We start from the raw sequence: 18,082 nt of genomic DNA on the forward strand, positions 1-18,082 counted from the left end.
AGGGGCGTGAATGCCCGGTATCAGCCACGGGCATATATACTGCGCGGCATCAATCAAGGAGTGCCGCGTGGCCATCGATATTCAATGGATCCTCGACGACGCCAGCCTGGCGCGTCATTGCGCCGAGTGGCGGCAGTTGCCCTTCGTCGCCCTCGATACCGAATTCATGCGGGTCGACACCTTCTATCCCATCGCCGGCCTGTTGCAGGTCGGCGACGGCCAGCGTGCTTATCTGGTCGATCCGCTCGAAGTGAAGGACTGGGCGCCGTTCGCCGAGCTGCTGGAAGACCGCGCCGTGACCAAGGTGCTGCACTCCTGCAGCGAGGACCTGGAAGTCTTCCTGCGCCTGACCGGCGCGCTGCCCGCACCGCTGTTCGACACCCAGCTGGCCGCCGGCTACCTCAATATCGGCTTCTCCATGGGCTATTCGCGCCTGGTGCAGGAAGTGCTGAGCATCGAGCTGCCCAAGGGTGAGACCCGTTCCGACTGGCTGCAGCGGCCGCTGTCGGAGACCCAGGTCAGCTACGCCGCCGAGGATGCCGTGCACCTGGCCGAGCTGTACCAGGCGCTGCTGCCGAAGCTGTCGGCAGACAAGCTGGCCTGGATTCTCGAGGACGGCGCCGAGCTGGTCAGCAACCTGCGCCGCGAGATCGACCCGGACGAGGCCTACCTGGAATCCAAGCTGGCGTGGAAGCTGTCGTCCCAGCAGCTGGCCGTGCTGCGTGCCCTGTGCGCCTGGCGCGAACGCCAGGCGCGGGCGCGCAACCAGCCGCGCAACCGCATCCTGCGCGAGCACTCGCTGTGGCCGCTGGCGCGCTTCCAGCCGGACAACACCGTGGCCCTGGCGCGTATCGAGGACATGCACCCGCGCACCGTGCGCCAGGATGGCGAGACCATCCTGCGCATGATCCGCGAGGCCGCCGCGCTGCCGCCGGAACAGTGGCCGGCGACCCTCCCGGCGCCGCTGCCGATCGAGGCCGGCGCATTGCTGAAGAAGCTGCGCGCGGTGGGCCAGGCCGAGGCCGAGCGCCTGCAGATCGCTCCCGAGCTGATGCTGCGCAAGAAATCCCTCGAAGCCCTGCTCAAGAGTGGCTACCCCGACGGCCCATGGACGCTGCCGGACAACCTGCGCGGATGGCGCCGTGAACTGATGGGCCAAGCCCTGCTGGACGTACTGCAATGAAGAAGATCTGCTCCATCTACAAAAGCCCGCGCAAGAACGAGATGTACCTCTATGTGCTCAAGGCCGATGCCCTCAAGCGCGTGCCCGAGGGCCTGCTGGCCGCCTTCGGCGCGCCGCAGCTGTGCTTCGAGATGATCCTCACCCCGGAAAAGAAGCTGGCTCGTGAGGACATCGCCCAGGTGCTGGAGAACCTCGACAAGCAGGGTTATCACCTGCAGATGCCGCCGCCGGAGGATGAGTACATCGAGCACCTGCCGGACGAGCTGTTGCGCCGCAACGACCCGGTCTGATGCGCGTCCTCCTGCTGGAGCGTGACCACGCCCGCTATGCCGAGCTGCTGAGCGCCGCCGCGCCCGATCTGCAATTGGTGGCCGGCGAGCAGGCCGCAGTTGCTGAAGCGCAGGACTGCCCGATCTGGCTCGGTCAGCCGGATCTGCTGCTGCCGCTGTTGCGCCAGGGCCTGCGTCCGGACTGGCTGCAATCCACCTGGGCCGGCATTACGCCGCTGCTGGGGATCGGCCTGCCGCGCGACTATCGCCTGACCCGCGCGGTGGGCATCTTCGGCCAGCCGATGGCCGAGTATGTGCTGACCTACCTGTTGCTCCACCGTCGCCGGGTGCTGGCGCGCCTGGCCAGCCAGGTCGAGCAGCGCTGGGACAACCAGGCGCCGCCGAGTCTGCGCGGCTGCAAGGTGCTGATCGTCGGCGCCGGCGATATCGGCAGCGACATCGCCCGCTTCCTCTTGCCCTTCGGCGTCGAGCTGCGCGGCATCGCCCGCCAGCCGCGCGCCATCGCGCCCTTCGCCGAAGTGCATGGCCTGGACGCACTGGCCGAGCAGGCGGCGTGGGCCGATTGCCTGGTCAACGTGCTGCCGGATACCCCGGCCACCCGCGATCTCTACGACGCGGCGCTGTTCGCCGGCATGCGCGCCGAGGCTCTGTTCATCAACGCCGGTCGCGGCGTGGCGGTGGTCGATGCCGACCTTGTGGCGGCCTTGCGTGCGGGGCAGCTGGCGGGGGCGGTGATCGACGTCTGCCGCGAGGAGCCACTGCCCGCCGGCCACCCGTTCTGGGATGCGCCGCGCCTGCTGCTCACCGGCCACAGCTCGGCGCCTACCGAGCCGGCCGCCATGGCCAGGCTGTTCCTCGACAATCTGCAGCGCTACCACGATGGCCAGGCCTTGCGCGGCGAGGTGGACTTCGCCCGCGGCTACTAAGAGATCTGTTTGCGATCTGTTGCGCGTCGGAAAAGCCGCGTTGAAAGCAGCTTCGGAATGCTCATTTACTACTTGTAAACTCCGCTTCCTCAGCTGTTTTCGCCTGGTTTTTCTCTCGCTCGCGAGATCGTAAAGCAGACTCTGACGGGCTGCGCTTGGCCGCGGATTCGTCTGCGGCTAGACTGCCGCGCCTTTACCCGCTGTACTCTCGCCATGGCCGCCATCGTTCAACCCTTCTGGAAACGCAAGACCCTCGCCCAGCTCGACCAGGACGAGTGGGAGTCGCTGTGCGACGGCTGTGGCCTGTGCTGCCTGCAGAAGCTGGAAGACGAGGACGACGGCAGCGTCTACTACACGCGCATCGCCTGCAAACTGCTGGACCTGAAGACCTGCCGCTGCAGCGACTACCCTAATCGCCGTGCCCAGGTGCCGGACTGCGTGCAGCTCACCCCGGCCCAGGCCGACGAGTTCAAGTGGCTGCCGCCGACCTGCGGATACCGCCTGGTCAGCGAGGGCAAGGACCTGCCGCTCTGGCATCATCTGGTCTGCGGCGATCCCGATGCCGTGCACCACGAACGCATTTCCCAGTCCGGGCGCATGCTTGCCGAAGGCAGCGTGGCCGAGGAAGACTGGGAGGATCATCTGATCTTCCGCGCCGGTTGAGTCTTTCCCCTCCGGCGCGGGTCCAAGGTTGCTCAACCCCATCGCATGGAGCCTTTCGATGCCCGCCCGCAAGCTGCTGACCGCTACCCTACTGCTCGGCCTGAGCGCGCCCCTGTGGGCGGCCAAGCGTGTTGATCTGGATTACCAGGTGCGCTTCGTACCGGACAGCGGCGTGGCCGAAGTCAGCCTGACCCTGGAGCAGGGCGAGCAGATCCGCAGCCTGACCTTCGACCTGGGCGACAAGGGCTACTACAGCGACTTCAGCGCCGAAGGCACCTGGACCCAGGACAGCCCCGAGCGCGGCACCTGGCAGCCGGGCAAAGGTAAGAGCAGCCTGAGCTACAAGGTGCGCATCGACCACCCGCGCAGCAACGACAAGTTCGACGCCCGCATGACCGAGGACTGGGCGCTGGTGCGCGGCGATGACCTGGTGCCCAGCGCGCACATGGTCAAGGAAGACAAGGTCGAGCTTGTCTCGCGCCTGCAGTTCGAGCTGCCCAAGGGATGGAATGGCGTGGAAACCGGCTGGCCCAAGGTCGGTGAGAGCAAGTTCCGTATCGACAACCCGGCGCGCAAGTTCGACCGTCCCACCGGCTGGATCCTGGCCGGCAAGATCGGCAGCCGCCGCGCCCAGCTCAGCGACACCGACGTGACCGTGGCCGCGCCGGTGGGCGAGGGCATGCGCCGCATGGACGTGCTCACCCTGCTGACTTTCATCTGGCCCGAGGCCCAATCGGTGTTCCCGCGCGACCCGGGCAAGCTGCTCATCGTCGGCGCCGGCGACCCCATGTGGCGCGGTGGCCTGTCGGCGCCCAACTCGATCTTCTTCCATGCCGACCGTCCCCTGGTCAGCGAGAACGGCACCAGCTCGCTGGTGCACGAGCTGGTCCACGTGTTCAGTCGCATCCGCGATACCGACAAGAGCGACTGGATCAGCGAGGGCCTGGCCGAGTACTACGCCATCGAGCTGGTGCGCCGCGCCGGTGGCATGAGCGAGGACCGCTACCAGGCCATCCGCAAGAAGCTGCTGAATTGGAGTAAGAAGGTCGAGAGCCTGCGCACTGAGGCTTCCACCGGTCCGGTCACCGCCCGCGCGGTGCTGCTGATGCAGGAACTGGATCGCGAGATTCGCAAGAACACCGACAACCAGCGCTCGCTGGATGACGTCACCCGCGGCCTGATGCGCCTGGACAAGGCCAGCACCAAGGACTTCATCGAGATCAGCGAGAATGTCATGGGCCGTGGCTCGGAAGTGCTGGACAGCAAACTGCTGCGCTGATCGCCACGCCGGGCCTGTCGTCATGCAACTGACACGGGCCCTTCATCCGTCCGTCATGCAATTGCGGCAACTTGCTCGGCCATTACAACAGCCATCAGGAGTTGCCATGTCCATCCTCAAACCGTTGTCCATCGCCATGCTGGCCGCGACCCTCGCCGCCTGCGCCGCGCCCATGTCGGCATCCAAGCCGGAGCCGTTGAACAACGAGGACTGGTATCAGGTGCGTAGCGAAACCCAGGTATTTGTCTTCGACGACTACCAAGTGTTCAAGGACTTCCTCGTTAGCGGTCAGGCTCCGGTGCTGCGGCCGCTGGAGGAGAAGGATCCTGCTGGCCAGGAAGTCATTCTGGCCCTGCGTGCCGAGGATCAGGGCAAGGCCCTGGACAAGATTGCCGCCTACCGCTTCTTCAAGGTCTCGCAAGTACCGGCCGACCCGTTCTACGGTGAGGTGCGTCAGGACGGCAGCATCTACGTGTTCAAGCGCTACGGCGACATGCAGGACATGATCAAGCTGGGCGAGCCGATCTTCCGCTACACCGACATCGGCGGCGGTCCGGAAGGCAAGACTGTGACCTACGGTCTGCAGAAGGAAGAGGGCCGTCCGGAAACCACCATTCAGCAGTTCAAGAAGAACCACATGCTCTGATCGAGCAGATGGGAACAGGCGCCCGCTCTTGCAGCGGGCGTTTTCGTTTCAGGCCTGGGGCTTGTTCTTCAGCAGTGCCTCCAGGCCGGCCAGAGCCTTGTGGGTGACCTTGTTGCCGGAGCCGGCCACGGGGGCTTCCTCCTTCTGGTAATGCAGATCGACCTGACGCTGGTGCTCGTTGTCGTGGCAGTACAGGCACAGCAGCTCCCAGTTGGAGCCGTCTTCCGGATTGTTGTCGTGGTTGTGATCGCGGTGATGCACGGTCAGCTCGCTCAGGCGCTTGCCGCTGAACTCGCGGCCGCAGCGCCCGCAGATGTGCGGGTAAATCCGCAGCGCCTTCTCGCGGTAGCTGGTCTCGCGCCGGTGCTGGGCTTCGGCGAGTATCTGGTCGAGCTTGTTCATGGGGGTACCTGCGGTCGGCTGGCGAACTACTGGATAGCGAGACTGCCAGAATAGAACGAAAGCCGACATCGCTGGAGCCGCCGATGCGCCACGTAGTGTTCGTTCTGATCTTCGCGCTGAGCCTCAGTGCCCAGGCTCAGCCGCCGGGTCTGCCCGGCACCGCCACGCCGCAGCCCTATGGCAAGCCCGAGGTGCGCAGCATCACCCCCGCACCCCGCAACAGCCCGCCGCTGCTGGTCAACCCGCAACGCCCGCGTACACCCTTGTCCCCGCCGCAGGCGCTACCCAAGGACAAGCCGCTGCCGCAACTGGAGACCCAGCGGCGCAGCCAGCAACAGCATCCGGCCGAGTCTATCGGCAAGCCGTGAGTGGACGTAGCGCCAGCAGAGGTACGGCAATCGACAGCAGCGCTGCCGTGTTGAGATAGGCATGCCATAGCAGCCCGAAATACAACGAGATCGCGCTGTCCAGCAGGCACCAGACCAGCAGGGCGGCGAAGATCGCCGGCTTGATCTGGCGGTGGCCATGTTCGCGGTAGAGGAATACCAGCAGGCTGAACAACAGGCCCCAGCTCGCCACGGTCGGCCCGAACAGGCCGACCATGGTGCGCAGCAGCGTCTGGAACTCGGCTGGCGGCGGTGTGGTGGCGACGCTGGCGTACAGGTAATCGAAGTAGGGCTGGGTAATGGGCAGGTGGGCGGCCAATGCCAGGGCTATGCCCAGCGCCACATGACCGAGGCCGACCAGTAGTAGCCAGCGATAGAGCAGGTTCTGCATCAAGCGACTCCCAGCACCTTGAGCAGAAACGCATATTCCAGCGCCACGTCCTTGAGTGCCTGGTAGCGCCCGCTCATGCCGCCGTGGCCGGCGCCCAGGTCGGTCTTGAGCAGCAGCAGGTTGGCGTCGGTACGGGTGGCGCGCAGTTTGGCCACCCACTTTGCCGCTTCCCAGTACTGCACGCGGCTGTCGTTGTAGCCGGCCACGGCGAGGATCGCCGGATAGGCCTGCGCACGTACGTTCTCATAGGGGGCGTAGCCCTTGATGCGCTCGAAGACTTCCGGCTGGTTCGGGTCGCCCCATTCGTCGTACTCGGTCACGGTCAGCGGCAGGTCGGGGTTCTGCATGGTGTTGAGCACATCGACGAAGGGCACTTCGGCGATGGCCGCGGCGAACAGTTCGGGGCGCTGGTTGAGCACGGCGCCGATCAGCAGGCCGCCGGCGCTGCCGCCGCTGATCACCAACTGTGCCGGGGTGCTGAGGCCTTCGCCGAGCAGCTTCTCGGCACAGGCGATAAAGTCGTCGAAGGTGTTCTGCTTGTGTTCCAGCTTGCCGGCGCGGTACCAGGCCTCGCCCAGCTCGCCACCGCCGCGCACGTGGGCGATGGCGTAGATGAAACCGCGCTCCAGCAGGCTCAGGCGCGCATGGCTGAACCAGGGGTCTAGGCTCTCGCCATAGGCGCCGTAGCCATACAGGTAGAGCGGGGCGGGCTGGCCGGCTGCCAATACTTCCTTGCGCGCCACCAGGCTGATCGGCACCTGGGTGCCATCGGCAGCAGTGGCCCAGAGGCGCCGGCTTTCGTAGGCGTCGGCATCGAACGGGCCTTCCACCGGGGTCTGCTTAAGCACTTTCTGCTCGCCGCTGGCCAGTTCCAGCTGGCGCACCTGGGCCGGGCGGTTGAGCGCCTCGTAGCGCAGGCGGACCGCCGGGCTGTGGAATTCCAGGCTGTCCTGCACATAGAGGCTGTAGGCGGCGTCCGGCAATTGCACGGGGTAGGGCGCAGCGGAGCGTGGGTGCACCTCGATGATCGGCAGGCCACCCTCGCGCAGGCTGAGGATGAAGGCGTCCTGGTTGAGGGTGACGCCTTCCAGCATGCGTCGCTCATCGTGGCCGATCAGCTCGCGCCAGTGTTCGCGGGTCGGTTGTGCCTCGCTGGCGGCGTACAGGGCGAAGTTGATGCCGGCCTGGTTGCTGCGCACGAACCAGGTCCACTCGCCGTCCAGCAGGCCGTGATCGACGTCGTACTCGTGATCCTCCTGGCGTGGCGCCAGGCAGCGGAACTCGGCCTGTGGTGTGTTGGCATCCAGCACCCAGGCCTCGCTGGTGGTCTTGCTGCCCAGGCTCAGCACCAGCTGGCGCTCGGAGCTGCTACGGTAGCAGCTGAGGAAGAAGCGCCCGTCGGCCTCCTCGAATACCAACTCGGCACCTTCGGCGCCGAGTCTGTGGCGATACAGGCGGTGCGGGCGATGGGTGTCGTCCAGGGTGACGAAGAACAGGGTCTGGCTGTCGCCGGCCCAGGTCATCTGGCCGTCGCAGTCGTCGAATGGCAGCTCGCGTAGGGCCCCGCCGTCCAGCTCCTTGACGAACAGCCGGTAGATCTCGTCGCCAGCGGTATCCAGGCTGTAGCCGAGCAGGCAGTGGTCTGGACTGACGGTGAAGGCGCCGAGCGACAGGTAGCCGTCGCCGGCCAGGGCATTGGGATCGAGCAGCAGCTGTTCGGCACTCTCGTCCACCGTCAGCGAGCCGTCGGCCGGGCGCGGGCAGCGGTAGTGGCGCGGGTACTCGTCACCGGCCGTGGTGCGCTGGTAGTACAGCCAAGGCCCCCAGGGTACTGGCAGGGACAGGTCGGTTTCGCGGATACGGCCCTTGATCTCCTGGAACAGCGCCTCGCGCAGCTCGGCCTGCGCGGCCAGCTGCTGCTCCAGGTAGGCGTTCTCGGCCTTGAGATGGTCGAGCACCTCGGCGGCATCACGCTGTTCCAGCCAGCGGTAGGGGTCGGAGCCGGTGTCGCGGCGGGCAATGGGGGCGTCGGTCATGATCGTTCTCGTTCGGGCGACCGCAGGGAGGTCGGGGGGCGCAAAAGCCGCTATCATAAGCGCCCCTTTGCCGGCCAAGCCACGAAACGCCATGACCGAACAAGACTATCTGCTCGCCTGGGGCATCTACGCCATCTCGGCGCTGGGCTGCCTGCTGGTGTGGTTCCGCATGACGGGCTGGATGTGGCGCTGGCTGCGCGAGCCGCTGCGCGTGATCGTGGCTGTGCTGCTACTGACACCGACCATCGTCGATCCGGCCAAGGAGCTGTTCGCTCCCGCCATCGCCATCACCGCCCTCGATCTACTGTTCGAAGTGGGCAAAAACGCCTGGCGCGCGGTGGCCGACCTGGCCATCTACGGCCTGATCGCCCTCGGCGTGTGGCTGGCCATCGCCTTTCTGCGCTGGCCATTGGAGCGCTGGTGGGAAAATCGCCGGGGCCCGCGTGCGGCGGCGGTGGAAGAGGACGAGCCAACCCTGCGCGAACTGATGGACCGCGAAGAGCGCCCCGACGCCGACACCCGCCTGGATGCCTACGGCTACCGCCGCCTGCGCATCGAGCCGCGACTCTAGTTGCATGTAGCGGCGTGCGCTAGCATGGCCGCATGCGACAAGGAGAGCCCATGAGCTGCGTGTTCTGCGCCATCGCCGACGGCCAACTGCCGGCACACATCATTCACCAGGACGAACATTTCCTGGTGCTGCTGGATATCTTCCCGCTGCGCCCGGCCCACGTGCTGATCGTCGCCAGGGGCCATGCGCCATTTCTCGCCGACTTACCGGCGCCGCCGCGCGATGCCTTGCTGGCCCTGGCGGATCGCGTGGCCAAGGCGCTCTATCGCAGCGAGCCCGACGTGCTGGGCATCAATCTGCTGCTCAACGACGGCCCGGTGGCCAACCAGCACGTTCCGCACCTGCACCTGCACCTGATTCCACGCCGTAACGGCGACCTGCCGGCGATGTGCTGGCGCATCCTCACCCGCTTCCTGCCGCTCGAGCGCAAGCGTATCGAGGCGCGCTTGGCTCGCGAGGCCGAGCGATTGCGCACGGCGCTGCAGGAGGCCTGAGCCATGTGCGAGCTGCTCGGCATGAGCGCCAACGTGCCCACCGACATCGTGTTCAGCTTCACCGGGCTGATGCAGCGTGGCGGCGGTACCGGCCCGCACCGCGATGGCTGGGGCATCGCCTTCTACGAGGGGCGAGGGCTGCGCCTGTTCCAGGACCCGGCGGCCAGCGTTGGCTCGGAAGTGGCTAAGCTGGTACAGCGCTACCCGATCAAGAGCGAGACGGTGATCGGCCATATCCGCCAGGCCAATGTCGGCCGGGTGTGCCTGGCCAATACCCATCCGTTCGTGCGCGAGCTATGGGGGCGCAACTGGTGCTTCGCCCACAATGGCCAGTTGGCCGGCTTCGCGCCGAGCTTCGACTTCTACCGCCCGGTTGGCGATACCGACAGCGAGGCGGCCTTCTGCGACCTGCTCAACCGCGTGCGCGGCGCTTTTCCCGAGCCGGTGCCGGTGGAAGTGCTGCTGCCGGTGCTGATCCAGGCGGCCCAAGACTATCGCGGCAAGGGCGTGTTCAACTGCCTGCTCAGCGATGGCGACTGGCTGTTCTGCTTCTGTTCCAGCAAGCTGGCGCAGATCACCCGCCGTGCGCCCTTCGGTCCGGCGCGGCTGAAGGATGCGGACCTGACGGTGGACTTCCAGGCGGAAACCACGCCGAACGATGTGGTGACGGTGATCGCCACCGAGCCATTGACCGATAACGAGCGCTGGAACCTGTTCCAGCCGGGGGAGTGGAGCCTGTGGCGCCGCGGTGAACGCGTCGCCCATGGGCAGATGGGGGATTGAGGATGTTCAGGGGTTACTTGCGTCTCGTGGTATTCGCCTTCGGCCTGCTGGTCGGCGTGCAGGTGCCGGGCTTCGTCGACGACTACGCCAAGCGCGTGGCCGCCCACCGCGCCGAGTCCGAGGAGAGCCTGCTGGGCTTCCGCGAGACCGCCGCGAAGTTCTTCAACGGCGACCTCAATGCCCTGGTCGCCCACTACCGGGCCAGCACCGACGAGGTGATGCGCAGCGACGCCGACAGCATCGGCCATCTGGTGACCCGCTCCGAGCTGCTGGAGGGCGAGTGGCTAGCCATGCAGGGCCCCTGGTATGCGCAGATCTGGCACCTGGCGACCGACGCCGACCAGGCCCTGCTGCAGGAAACCTACGACGCCTACACCTACCAGGTTCTGCTGGCGCCCCAGGCCATCTACTGGGGCCTGGGTGTGGGGCTGGTGCTGGCCTGGCTGGCCGAGCTGATCGCCCTGGGCATCGGCTGGACCCTCGGCATCGGCCGCAAGCACAAGCCGATCGCCTACGAGAAGCGCCACTGGCGCTAATGAAAAAAGGCCCCGCGAGGGGCCTTTTTGTTGGGCGACGCTCAGGCTTGCTTGCCGTGGGCCTGGGTCGCTAGCTGGCTGGTGTCCACGCGCACGAAAACCGAGTCGCCGATGGCGGTCAGCACATCGCTGGCATACACCTCGCAGATCACCCGGGTCTTGCGCCCTGGCTCGCCGTCGATGCGGGCGCGCAGCTGCAGTGGCACGCCCATGGGCGTCGGCTTGATGAACTTGATGCCGAGGTTGCCGGTGACGCACTCGATGCGCGGCAGGCTGCCGGGCTCGCGGCCCTCGGCGCGGTAGTGATAGGCCATGGCGGCCCAGTTCGAATGGCAGTCCACCAGCATGGCGATCAGCCCGCCGTAGACCAGCTCCGGCCAGCCGCAGTGCATGGGATCGGGCAGGTGCTCGGCGACCACGTGCACACCGTCTTCGTGCCAGCGGCTCTTGATGTGCAGGCCATGGGAGTTGCGGCTGCCACAGCCGTAACAGACACCGTCCGGTGCAGCGGCGTCCTGTAGGGAAAGGTCTTGCATGATCGGCTCGTTGCGAAGGGATAACGCGCCAAGCCTAACGGCTTTCGCCCCAAAGCAGAACGGGCCCGCCGGGCCCGTTCGTGGTCACTTGGAGAGGAAGCGCATGCCTTCCTCCAGCCCCCGCAGCGTCAGCGGGTGCATCTGATCGTTGATCAGCTCGCGGACGATGTTGGTGGAGGCCGTGTAGTTCCAGGCGTCCTTGGGGTAGGGGTTGATCCAGATGAGCTTCTTGTACTTCTCCATGAAGCGCTTCATCCACACGTAGCCGGCTTCCTCGTTCCAGTGCTCCACGCTGCCGCCGGGCTGGGTGATCTCATAGGGCGCCATGGCGGCGTCGCCGACGAAGATCACTTTGTAGTCCGGGCCGTACTTGTGCAGCAGGTCGAGGGTGGAGAAGCGCTCGCTGGTGCGGCGCAGGTTGTTCTTCCACACGCTCTCGTAAACGAAGTTGTGGAAGTAGAAGTATTCGAGGTGCTTGAACTCGGTCTTGCAGGCCGAGAACAGTTCTTCGCAGACCTTGATGTGCGCGTCCATCGAGCCGCCGATGTCGAACAGCAGCAACAGCTTCACCGTGTTGCGCCGTTCCGGGCGCATCTGGATGTTGAGCAGGCCGCCGTCCTTGGCCGTGTGGTCGATGGTGCCGCCGAGGTCGAATTCTTCCGCGGCGCCCTCGCGGGCGAACTTGCGCAGGCGGCGCAGGGCCACCTTGATGTTGCGGGTGCCCAGCTCGACCTGGTCGTCGAGGTTCTTGTACTCGCGCTGGTCCCACACCTTGGCAGCCTTGCCCTGGCGCTTGCCGGCGTCGCCGACGCGGATGCCTTCCGGGTTGTAGCCGCCGGAGCCGAACGGGCTGGTGCCGCCGGTGCCGATCCACTTGTTGCCGCCGGCGTGGCGTTCCTTCTGCTCCTCGAGGCGCTTCTTGAACTCCTCGATCAGTTTGTCCAGGCCGCCGAGGGACTGGATCTGCGCGCGCTCCTCGTCGGTCAGGTGGCGCTCGAATTCCTTGCGCAGCCATTCATCGGGGATCATGGTCTCGAGGAAGTCGTCGAGCTTCTCCAAGCCCTTGAAGTAGGCGGCGAAGGCGCGGTCGAACTTGTCGAAGTGGCGCTCGTCCTTGACCATCACCGTGCGGGCGAGGAAATAGAACTGGTCCATGTCGGCGAAGATCACGTGCTGTTTCAGCGCGTTGATCAGGTCGAGCAGCTCGCGCACCGAGACCGGAACCTTGGCCGCGCGCATTTCGTTGAACAGGTTGAGCAGCATGGCTGCACCCTCGTCTGTTTATCTGTGAGGCCTCAGGAGCTTCGTTCCTGGGGCAGGCCGTCGGCGATGGCGTACCAGTCGGCCTTGGATTCGCAATAGATGTGCTTCTGCGGGACCTCGCCCAGCGGCGTGTCCAGTGTGCCCAGGGCGATGCCGACCGTTTCCGGGTTGGCGTGGTCGCTGTACCACTGCAGGGTGGCGCCGCACTGCCGGCAGAAGGTCCGGCTCACGCCGGGGGAGGAGTGGTAGCGGGCTACCGAGTCCTCGCCGGCGGTCCAGCGGAAGCTGCTCCAGGGCACGTTGCCGTAGCTGCCGAACGCCGCGCCATGGGCCTTGCGGCATTGGCTGCAATGGCAATGGCTGGCCGATTCGATGGGCGCATCGAGCTGGTACTTCACTGCGCCGCACAGGCAGCTGCCGCTATGCATACTGGATACCTCTCGCGTGGGTCAGGCTCCCTCACCCCGGCCTCTCCCAACGGGAGAGGGGAGGCTGGGCTCAGCGGCTGGCGCGGCGGCTCATGAAGGCCAGGCGCTCGAGCAGCTGTACGTCCTGCTCGTTCTTCACCAGGGCGCCGGCCAGCGGCGGGATGGCCTTGGTCGGGTCGCGCTCGCGCAGCACGGCCTCGCCGATATTGTCCGCCATCAGCAGCTTCAGCCAGTCGACCAGTTCGCTGGTGGACGGCTTCTTCTTCAGGCCCGGCACCTTGCGCACGTCGAAGAACACGTCGAGGGCCTCGGCCACCAGCTCGCCGCTGATGTTCGGGTAGTGCACGTCGACGATCTGCTTGAGGGTGTCGCGGTCCGGGAAGGCGATGTAGTGGAAGAAGCAGCGGCGCAGGAAGGCGTCCGGCAGCTCCTTCTCGTTGTTCGAGGTGATGATGATGATCGGGCGCTGCTTGGCCTTGATCGTCTCGTTGGTCTCGTAAACGTAGAACTCCATCTTGTCGAGTTCCTGCAGCAGGTCGTTGGGGAACTCGATGTCGGCCTTGTCGATCTCGTCGATCAGCAGGATCACTCGCTCCTCGGCCTCGAAGGCCTCCCACAGCTTGCCCTTCTTGATGTAGTTGCGAACGTCGTGGACCTTCTCGGAGTTCAGCTGCGAATCGCGCAGGCGGCTGACCGCATCGTACTCGTACAGGCCCTGGTGGGCCTTGGTGGTGGACTTGATGTGCCAGGTGATCAGCTTGGCGCCGAAGGCTGCGGACAGTTGCTCGGCTAGCATGGTCTTGCCGGTGCCCGGCTCGCCCTTGACCAGCAGCGGGCGCTGCAGGGTGATGGCGGCGTTGACCGCGAGCTTGAGGTCGTCGGTGGCGACGTAGGACTGGGTGCCTTCGAACTTCATCTGCAAATCCTCGAACGACCGCGCCACGGGGCGCTGCCGGCTGGTTCGGTAGTGACTGAAGGCCCGACTATAACGCGCGCGGCGGTGGACTGTGAACGCAGACGCGCCATTCAGTCACTGAATGGCGGGTCAGGCCGATATCGGCTGCGAAATTGGCGGGATCGCCCTGTTCACTGTTCCGGCGGCGGGTTCTCGAAACGGCTGTTGAAGGCCTCGATGAAGGCGTTGCGCAGTATCCCGAGGAACGCCTGCAGTCCGCTGACGTTCTGCTGGTGGACATTGCCCCTGAGCTCGACGCGGGTGGCGAACTGGTCGGTGGGCTGGTTGCGCAGCGCAGTCTCGCCGCCGCCGACCAGGGCTTCCCAGATGGAACGGAAGAAGCCCCTGGACTCCTGCTCCACGTCCTGCTGCCAGTTGAACACGTCGACATCGCGCAGCAGCGGCTTGATATAACCGCTGAGCTGGCCCTCGTCGGCGGTGGCCTCGATCACGATGTCGCCGTGGCCGGCGTTGAAGTCGAACTTGCCATAGGCGCTGGAGAAATCGTTGAGCTGGCGCAATTCAATATCGGTGGCGCGCAGGCGGAATTCGAAGTCCTCGAAGTTCTCGAAGGGATCGAACACCGCGGTGGCCTCCAGCGGCGCATGGTTGAGCAGCAGGGCGTGGCCCTCGAAGCGCGCCACCCGTTCACCGCGTTCATCGGCGACGTTGGTCAGGTTGTACAGGCTGGCGTTGACGTCGCTGGCCTGCAGGTCCACCGGTGGCTGCGAGGTGAAGTTGCGGAAGGTGATGCGGCCGTTGACCACGCGGATCTCGTTGAGGGTGATCGGCAGCAGCTTTTCCAGCTGCGCGCGCCAGTCCACGCCGGCACCGGTCTGGGTGTCCTCGGGGCGTTCGCCGCCATCGACGAAGTTCAGCTCGGGGCTTTCGAACAACACCCGTGCGACCACGCCGTGGTCGTACCACAGGGCGTGCCAGCTCACCGCCAGGTCGATGGCTGGGGCGTCCAGCAGCGGCACCGGCACGTCGCCATCGACCTTGACGATCTGCAGGCCGTTGATGCGGTAGGCACCGCGCCACCAGGCCAGGTCCACGTCGGCGACCTGGCCACGGTAGTCGCCCATGTCCGCCAGCTTTTCGTTGAGGTAGTCGCGGACCAGGTAGGGCAGAGTCAGGTGCAGGACCAGCAGCAGGGCAAGCAGTCCGAGCACGATATAGAGCGGCAGGCTGTAGCGGCGTTTCATGGTTGGCGTCCGTCGCAGCGGGTGTTTGTTGATGGACTGCCCGTTGTGGCGCGGAGTTCGACCCGTCTGCGCTGGACGATCCGGGCGGCCGGGCTTAGGCTGTTTGGCCTCGGTTTTCGACAAGGACAAAGGATCATGAGCCGCATCTATTCCGACAACGCCCAGTCCATCGGCAACACTCCGCTGGTGCAGATCAACCGCCTGGGCCCCAAGGGCGTGACCATCCTGGCCAAGATCGAGGGCCGCAATCCCGGCTATTCGGTGAAGTGCCGGATCGGCGCCAACATGATCTGGGATGCCGAATCCCGCGGCCTGCTCAAGCCGGGCATGACCCTGGTCGAGCCGACCTCCGGCAACACCGGCATCGGCCTGGCCTTCGTCGCCGCCGCCCGTGGCTACAAGCTGATCCTGACCATGCCGGCTTCCATGAGCCTGGAAAGGCGCAAGGTGCTCAAGGCCCTGGGTGCCGAGCTGGTGCTGACCGAGCCGGCCAAGGGCATGAAGGGCGCCATCGAGAAGGCCAGCGAGATCGCCTCCTCCGACCCGAGCAAGTACTTCCTGCCGGGACAGTTCGACAACCCGGCCAACCCGGCTATCCACGAGAAGACCACCGGCCCGGAAATCTGGAACGACACCGACGGCGCGGTGGACGTGCTGGTGGCCGGCGTCGGCACCGGCGGCACCATCACCGGCGTGTCGCGCTACATCAAGAACAGCCGGCACAAGCCGATCCTCTCGGTGGCGGTGGAGCCGATCGCCTCGCCGGTGATCAGCCAGACCATGGCCGGCGAGGAGGTCAAGCCGAGCCCGCACAAGATCCAGGGCATCGGCGCCGGCTTCGTGCCGAAGAACCTCGACCTGTCCATCGTTGACCGCGTCGAGCAGGTCGGCGACGACGAGTCCAAGGCCATGGCCCTGCGCCTGATGCAGGAGGAGGGCATCCTCTGCGGCATCTCCTGCGGCGCCGCCATGGTCGCCGCCGTGCGCCTGGCCGAGAAGCCGGAGATGCAGGGCAAGACCATAGTCGTGATCCTGCCGGACTCGGGCGAGCGCTATTTGTCCAGCATGCTGTTCAGTGATCTGTTTACCGAGCAGGAGCTGCAGCAGTAGACGGCTTCAGCCGTAGCCCGGACTTCGGTCCGGGGAGACGCTCCCGGACTGAAGTCCGGGCTACGGATGTAGAAAAGCCGCCCTCGGGCGGCTTTTTCGTTTCAGCCTTCAGGCTTTGGCCGGGGCTGGCGCCGGGCTGCTGGGTCGCACCACCAGCCACAAGGCCACGGCGATCAGCGCGCAGCCTGGCAGGTAGGCCCAACTCAGCGGTTCGCCCAGCAGCATCGCTCCCCACAGCACGCCGAACGGCGGGATCAGAAAGGTGGTGGTGGAGGCCTTGATCGGGCCGATGTCGGCCAGCAGGCGGAAGTACAGGACGTAGGCGAAGGCGGTGCAGACCAGGCCGAGGGCGGCCAGCGACAGCCACACTTCGGGCCCGCCCCAGCTGGTCGGCATCTGCCAGGCCAGGCTGCCGGCCAGCAGTGGCAGCTGGAACAGGCTGGCACCGACCAGGCTGGCGAAGGCGGTGAGGCGGTTGTCCAGGCCGCCCTGCTGGCCGATCCAGCGGCGGGTGAGGAAGCCGGCGAAGCCGTAGCAGATGGTCGCCACCAGGCACGCGGCGGCGCCCAGCAGCAGCGGCAGGTCGAAGGCCACCGGGCCGGTGCGGGTCAGCACGGCCACGCCGAACAGGCCCAGCGCCACGCCGGCGGCCTTGCTCGGGGTCATCGCCTCGCTGAAGAACAGGGCGCCGATCAGCACGCCCATCAGCGGCGTGGTGGCGTTGAAGATCGACGAGTAGCCGGCCGGCAATACCAGCGCCGCCAGGCAGTACATCACCGAGGGCAGGCCGGCGTTGATCACGCCCAGCACCAGGCAGGCCTTGAACTTGCCGCGGAAGTCCCACACCGGGCGCAGTACCAGCAGCATGGCCAGCAGACCGAGGGCGCCGAGGCTGGCGCGGAAGAAGGCGGTAGGCAGGCTGCCCAGCACCGGCACGGTAATGCGCATGAACAGGAAGCTGGCGCCCCAGATGGCGGCGAGCAGCAGCAGACGGAACAGGTCGGCAGGTTTCATGGAGCGGCTCCAGGCAGGAGCAGCCAGCTTACGCCGCCAACCGAGTGACGCAATCCGCAGCTGACTTTCAAATCGAACATACAGTTGCGTCGGGCGTCGTAGGGCGCTGGAGGTGCCGTCCCTGGCAGTAGCGTCCTAGAACACTTTCCTGGCGCTGGCGATCAGCCCGGTGCCGCACAGGTCCTCGTAGCCGGAGAAGCTCAGGCACTCGGCATCCGACAGGTCGGTGTCGACATAGCTTAGGCCCCAGGTCACGCCCAGCAGGTCGCGGTTGAGCGAGACGTACCAGTTGTCGTAGTCCTGGCGGGCGCGGCTGTAGTCGGCGTTGAAGAACACGTCGTCCTTGTAGTCGACGTTCTCGAAGCGCACGTCCAGGCCCAGATCCCAGGGCAGCTGGGTGCGATAGCCGATGTAGGAGGTGAGCTGGTCGTCGTCGGTGTCGATCGAGTACTTGCCGCCGACATAGACGCCATAGGCCTCCAGGGTGACGATGATGTCGCTCATGTTGAACTGGCTTTCGCCCGGATAGGTGTACTTGCTGTACATGGTGTCCAGGCTGATGTCGTCGCTGATCTGCCAGTAGTAACCGGCGTAGTAGTCGACCTCCTGGCGGGTGCCGAAGTCGTCGTCCTTTTCCCAGTCGTAGCCGTATTCCACGTTGCTGGTCCAGGCGCCGAGGTAGGCGCCGCTGGCGTGGCTGAGCATCACGTCGAGCTGGGCGGCGGGGTCGCCCATGGTCTGCGAGATGCCGCTGGAGCGGTAGTCGCTGGTCACGGCGGGGGTGATGACCAGGGCCAGGTTTTCGCTGAGTTCGATGGCGTTTGCCTGCAGGTTGCAGGCCAGGGCCGCGAGGGCCAGGGTGAGGTGTCGAGAGGTGCGCATGGATAAGCCTTTGTCGTTGTGTTTATAGGGCGGCAGATAAATGCGGGGCGCACCGCCCCGCCGCAGCGCCAGTGGCGCGCGGTAGGGTGGGGTGCTGGAGTGC

The 18,082-nt window shown here is 65.9% G+C and carries 22 protein-coding genes; 12 read left to right on the forward strand and 10 right to left on the reverse strand.

Annotated elements, in window-relative coordinates:
- Window positions 1-67 precede the first annotated feature (67 nt).
- The 6 genes from rnd to IB232_RS02515 all read left to right on the forward strand — a co-directional run bounded on the left by rnd (window position 68) and on the right by IB232_RS02515 (window position 4,987).
- Window positions 68-1,183: a ribonuclease D gene (gene rnd / locus IB232_RS02490; protein WP_192396981.1), complete on the forward strand. Its 1,116-nt coding sequence runs from the start codon at window positions 68-70 to the stop codon at window positions 1,181-1,183.
- On the forward strand, window positions 1,180-1,473 hold the full coding sequence (locus IB232_RS02495; RefSeq protein WP_137972332.1) for a YcgL domain-containing protein: 294 nt from the start codon (window positions 1,180-1,182) through the stop codon (window positions 1,471-1,473). Before rnd ends, IB232_RS02495 begins: the two co-directional genes overlap by 4 nt.
- Complete coding sequence (locus IB232_RS02500; RefSeq protein ID WP_192396982.1) at window positions 1,473-2,399, forward strand: D-2-hydroxyacid dehydrogenase; 927 nt, start codon at window positions 1,473-1,475, stop codon at window positions 2,397-2,399. The genes IB232_RS02495 and IB232_RS02500 overlap by 1 nt, the downstream gene beginning before the upstream one ends.
- A gap of 213 nt (window positions 2,400-2,612) precedes the next feature.
- Window positions 2,613-3,062: a YcgN family cysteine cluster protein gene (locus tag IB232_RS02505; RefSeq protein ID WP_192396983.1), complete on the forward strand. Its 450-nt coding sequence runs from the start codon at window positions 2,613-2,615 to the stop codon at window positions 3,060-3,062.
- A 58-nt stretch (window positions 3,063-3,120) separates the two neighbouring features.
- Window positions 3,121-4,341 carry a hypothetical protein gene (locus IB232_RS02510; protein WP_192396984.1) on the forward strand — a complete coding sequence of 407 codons (1,221 nt, stop codon included), beginning with the start codon at window positions 3,121-3,123 and terminating at the stop codon, window positions 4,339-4,341.
- Window positions 4,342-4,447: 106 nt separating this feature from the next.
- On the forward strand, window positions 4,448-4,987 hold the full coding sequence (locus IB232_RS02515) for a hypothetical protein (protein ID WP_192396985.1): 540 nt from the start codon (window positions 4,448-4,450) through the stop codon (window positions 4,985-4,987).
- 48 nt (window positions 4,988-5,035) lie between these two features.
- Here IB232_RS02515 and IB232_RS02520 read toward each other — a convergent pair whose 3' ends face one another.
- A complete protein-coding gene (locus tag IB232_RS02520; RefSeq protein WP_192396986.1) occupies window positions 5,036-5,389 on the reverse strand; it encodes a YajD family HNH nuclease in 354 nt (117 codons plus the stop codon).
- Window positions 5,390-5,472: 83 nt separating this feature from the next.
- Between IB232_RS02520 and IB232_RS02525 the strand changes: the two genes are divergently transcribed.
- Window positions 5,473-5,757, forward strand: coding sequence for a hypothetical protein (locus IB232_RS02525; protein ID WP_192396987.1), 285 nt, complete (start codon window positions 5,473-5,475; stop codon window positions 5,755-5,757).
- On the opposite strand, the gene IB232_RS02530 is transcribed toward IB232_RS02525, so the two are convergent.
- Window positions 5,741-6,166 (reverse strand): hypothetical protein, encoded by a 426-nt coding sequence (locus IB232_RS02530; protein WP_192396988.1) that lies wholly within the window; start codon window positions 6,164-6,166, stop codon window positions 5,741-5,743. The genes IB232_RS02525 and IB232_RS02530 overlap by 17 nt on opposite strands.
- A complete protein-coding gene (locus tag IB232_RS02535; RefSeq protein ID WP_192396989.1) occupies window positions 6,166-8,202 on the reverse strand; it encodes a S9 family peptidase in 2,037 nt (678 codons plus the stop codon). Before IB232_RS02535 ends, IB232_RS02530 begins: the two co-directional genes overlap by 1 nt.
- Before the next feature lie 91 nt (window positions 8,203-8,293).
- Here IB232_RS02535 and IB232_RS02540 point away from each other — a divergent pair, with 91 nt between their 5' ends.
- From IB232_RS02540 to IB232_RS02555, 4 genes are read left to right on the forward strand one after another with little or no spacing between them, the layout of a single operon-like run.
- Window positions 8,294-8,773 carry an MFS transporter gene (locus IB232_RS02540; protein WP_192396990.1) on the forward strand — a complete coding sequence of 160 codons (480 nt, stop codon included), beginning with the start codon at window positions 8,294-8,296 and terminating at the stop codon, window positions 8,771-8,773.
- 50 nt (window positions 8,774-8,823) lie between these two features.
- On the forward strand, window positions 8,824-9,267 hold the full coding sequence (locus IB232_RS02545) for an HIT family protein (RefSeq protein ID WP_192396991.1): 444 nt from the start codon (window positions 8,824-8,826) through the stop codon (window positions 9,265-9,267).
- Window positions 9,268-9,270: 3 nt separating this feature from the next.
- On the forward strand, window positions 9,271-10,050 hold the full coding sequence (locus IB232_RS02550) for a class II glutamine amidotransferase (protein ID WP_192396992.1): 780 nt from the start codon (window positions 9,271-9,273) through the stop codon (window positions 10,048-10,050).
- Window positions 10,051-10,052: 2 nt separating this feature from the next.
- Entirely contained in the window at window positions 10,053-10,586 is a 534-nt protein-coding gene (locus tag IB232_RS02555) for a DUF2937 family protein (RefSeq protein ID WP_192396993.1), read from the forward strand.
- Between the two features lie 41 nt (window positions 10,587-10,627).
- Here the strand turns inward: IB232_RS02555 and IB232_RS02560 are convergent, their stop codons facing one another.
- The 5 genes from IB232_RS02560 to IB232_RS02580 form a co-directional block, all read right to left on the reverse strand.
- Window positions 10,628-11,122: a PaaI family thioesterase gene (locus IB232_RS02560; RefSeq protein WP_192396994.1), complete on the reverse strand. Its 495-nt coding sequence runs from the start codon at window positions 11,120-11,122 to the stop codon at window positions 10,628-10,630.
- A gap of 84 nt (window positions 11,123-11,206) precedes the next feature.
- Complete coding sequence (locus IB232_RS02565; protein ID WP_192396995.1) at window positions 11,207-12,385, reverse strand: vWA domain-containing protein; 1,179 nt, start codon at window positions 12,383-12,385, stop codon at window positions 11,207-11,209.
- Window positions 12,386-12,417: 32 nt separating this feature from the next.
- Window positions 12,418-12,813, reverse strand: a complete 396-nt coding sequence (locus IB232_RS02570; RefSeq protein WP_192396996.1) for a GFA family protein — start codon at window positions 12,811-12,813, stop codon at window positions 12,418-12,420.
- Between the two features lie 70 nt (window positions 12,814-12,883).
- Window positions 12,884-13,729, reverse strand: coding sequence for an AAA family ATPase (locus IB232_RS02575; RefSeq protein ID WP_192396997.1), 846 nt, complete (start codon window positions 13,727-13,729; stop codon window positions 12,884-12,886).
- A gap of 170 nt (window positions 13,730-13,899) precedes the next feature.
- Entirely contained in the window at window positions 13,900-14,973 is a 1,074-nt protein-coding gene (locus IB232_RS02580; RefSeq protein ID WP_192396998.1) for a DUF748 domain-containing protein, read from the reverse strand.
- Between the two features lie 135 nt (window positions 14,974-15,108).
- Between IB232_RS02580 and cysK the strand changes: the two genes are divergently transcribed.
- Window positions 15,109-16,083: a cysteine synthase A gene (gene cysK, locus IB232_RS02585; protein WP_192396999.1), complete on the forward strand. Its 975-nt coding sequence runs from the start codon at window positions 15,109-15,111 to the stop codon at window positions 16,081-16,083.
- A gap of 108 nt (window positions 16,084-16,191) precedes the next feature.
- Here cysK and IB232_RS02590 read toward each other — a convergent pair whose 3' ends face one another.
- Entirely contained in the window at window positions 16,192-17,097 is a 906-nt protein-coding gene (locus IB232_RS02590; protein WP_192397000.1) for a DMT family transporter, read from the reverse strand.
- A gap of 135 nt (window positions 17,098-17,232) precedes the next feature.
- Window positions 17,233-17,979, reverse strand: a complete 747-nt coding sequence (locus tag IB232_RS02595; protein ID WP_192397001.1) for a TorF family putative porin — start codon at window positions 17,977-17,979, stop codon at window positions 17,233-17,235.
- Window positions 17,980-18,082: the final 103 nt, after the last annotated feature.

This window comes from Pseudomonas sp. PDM15, assembly GCF_014851565.1.
Taxonomy (GTDB): Bacteria; Pseudomonadota; Gammaproteobacteria; order Pseudomonadales; family Pseudomonadaceae; genus Aquipseudomonas.

Bases quoted from the DNA above. Each gene is read 5' to 3' on its own strand.
- IB232_RS02565 (WP_192396995.1), bottom strand. From the start codon at position 12,385: ATGCTGCTCAACCTGTTCAACGAAATGCGCGCGGCCAAGGTTCCGGTC.
- IB232_RS02505 (WP_192396983.1), top strand. From the start codon at position 2,613: ATGGCCGCCATCGTTCAACCCTTCTGGAAACGCAAGACCCTCGCCCAG.
- IB232_RS02540 (WP_192396990.1), top strand. From the start codon at position 8,294: ATGACCGAACAAGACTATCTGCTCGCCTGGGGCATCTACGCCATCTCG.
- IB232_RS02590 (WP_192397000.1), bottom strand. From the start codon at position 17,097: ATGAAACCTGCCGACCTGTTCCGTCTGCTGCTGCTCGCCGCCATCTGG.
- IB232_RS02535 (WP_192396989.1), bottom strand. From the start codon at position 8,202: ATGACCGACGCCCCCATTGCCCGCCGCGACACCGGCTCCGACCCCTAC.
- IB232_RS02595 (WP_192397001.1), bottom strand. From the start codon at position 17,979: ATGCGCACCTCTCGACACCTCACCCTGGCCCTCGCGGCCCTGGCCTGC.
- IB232_RS02500 (WP_192396982.1), top strand. From the start codon at position 1,473: ATGCGCGTCCTCCTGCTGGAGCGTGACCACGCCCGCTATGCCGAGCTG.
- IB232_RS02525 (WP_192396987.1), top strand. From the start codon at position 5,473: ATGCGCCACGTAGTGTTCGTTCTGATCTTCGCGCTGAGCCTCAGTGCC.
- IB232_RS02495 (WP_137972332.1), top strand. From the start codon at position 1,180: ATGAAGAAGATCTGCTCCATCTACAAAAGCCCGCGCAAGAACGAGATG.
- IB232_RS02560 (WP_192396994.1), bottom strand. From the start codon at position 11,122: ATGCAAGACCTTTCCCTACAGGACGCCGCTGCACCGGACGGTGTCTGT.
- IB232_RS02555 (WP_192396993.1), top strand. From the start codon at position 10,053: ATGTTCAGGGGTTACTTGCGTCTCGTGGTATTCGCCTTCGGCCTGCTG.
- IB232_RS02550 (WP_192396992.1), top strand. From the start codon at position 9,271: ATGTGCGAGCTGCTCGGCATGAGCGCCAACGTGCCCACCGACATCGTG.
- IB232_RS02570 (WP_192396996.1), bottom strand. From the start codon at position 12,813: ATGCATAGCGGCAGCTGCCTGTGCGGCGCAGTGAAGTACCAGCTCGAT.
- IB232_RS02515 (WP_192396985.1), top strand. From the start codon at position 4,448: ATGTCCATCCTCAAACCGTTGTCCATCGCCATGCTGGCCGCGACCCTC.
- IB232_RS02545 (WP_192396991.1), top strand. From the start codon at position 8,824: ATGAGCTGCGTGTTCTGCGCCATCGCCGACGGCCAACTGCCGGCACAC.
- IB232_RS02510 (WP_192396984.1), top strand. From the start codon at position 3,121: ATGCCCGCCCGCAAGCTGCTGACCGCTACCCTACTGCTCGGCCTGAGC.
- IB232_RS02520 (WP_192396986.1), bottom strand. From the start codon at position 5,389: ATGAACAAGCTCGACCAGATACTCGCCGAAGCCCAGCACCGGCGCGAG.
- cysK (WP_192396999.1), top strand. From the start codon at position 15,109: ATGAGCCGCATCTATTCCGACAACGCCCAGTCCATCGGCAACACTCCG.
- IB232_RS02575 (WP_192396997.1), bottom strand. From the start codon at position 13,729: ATGAAGTTCGAAGGCACCCAGTCCTACGTCGCCACCGACGACCTCAAG.
- IB232_RS02580 (WP_192396998.1), bottom strand. From the start codon at position 14,973: ATGAAACGCCGCTACAGCCTGCCGCTCTATATCGTGCTCGGACTGCTT.
- IB232_RS02530 (WP_192396988.1), bottom strand. From the start codon at position 6,166: ATGCAGAACCTGCTCTATCGCTGGCTACTACTGGTCGGCCTCGGTCAT.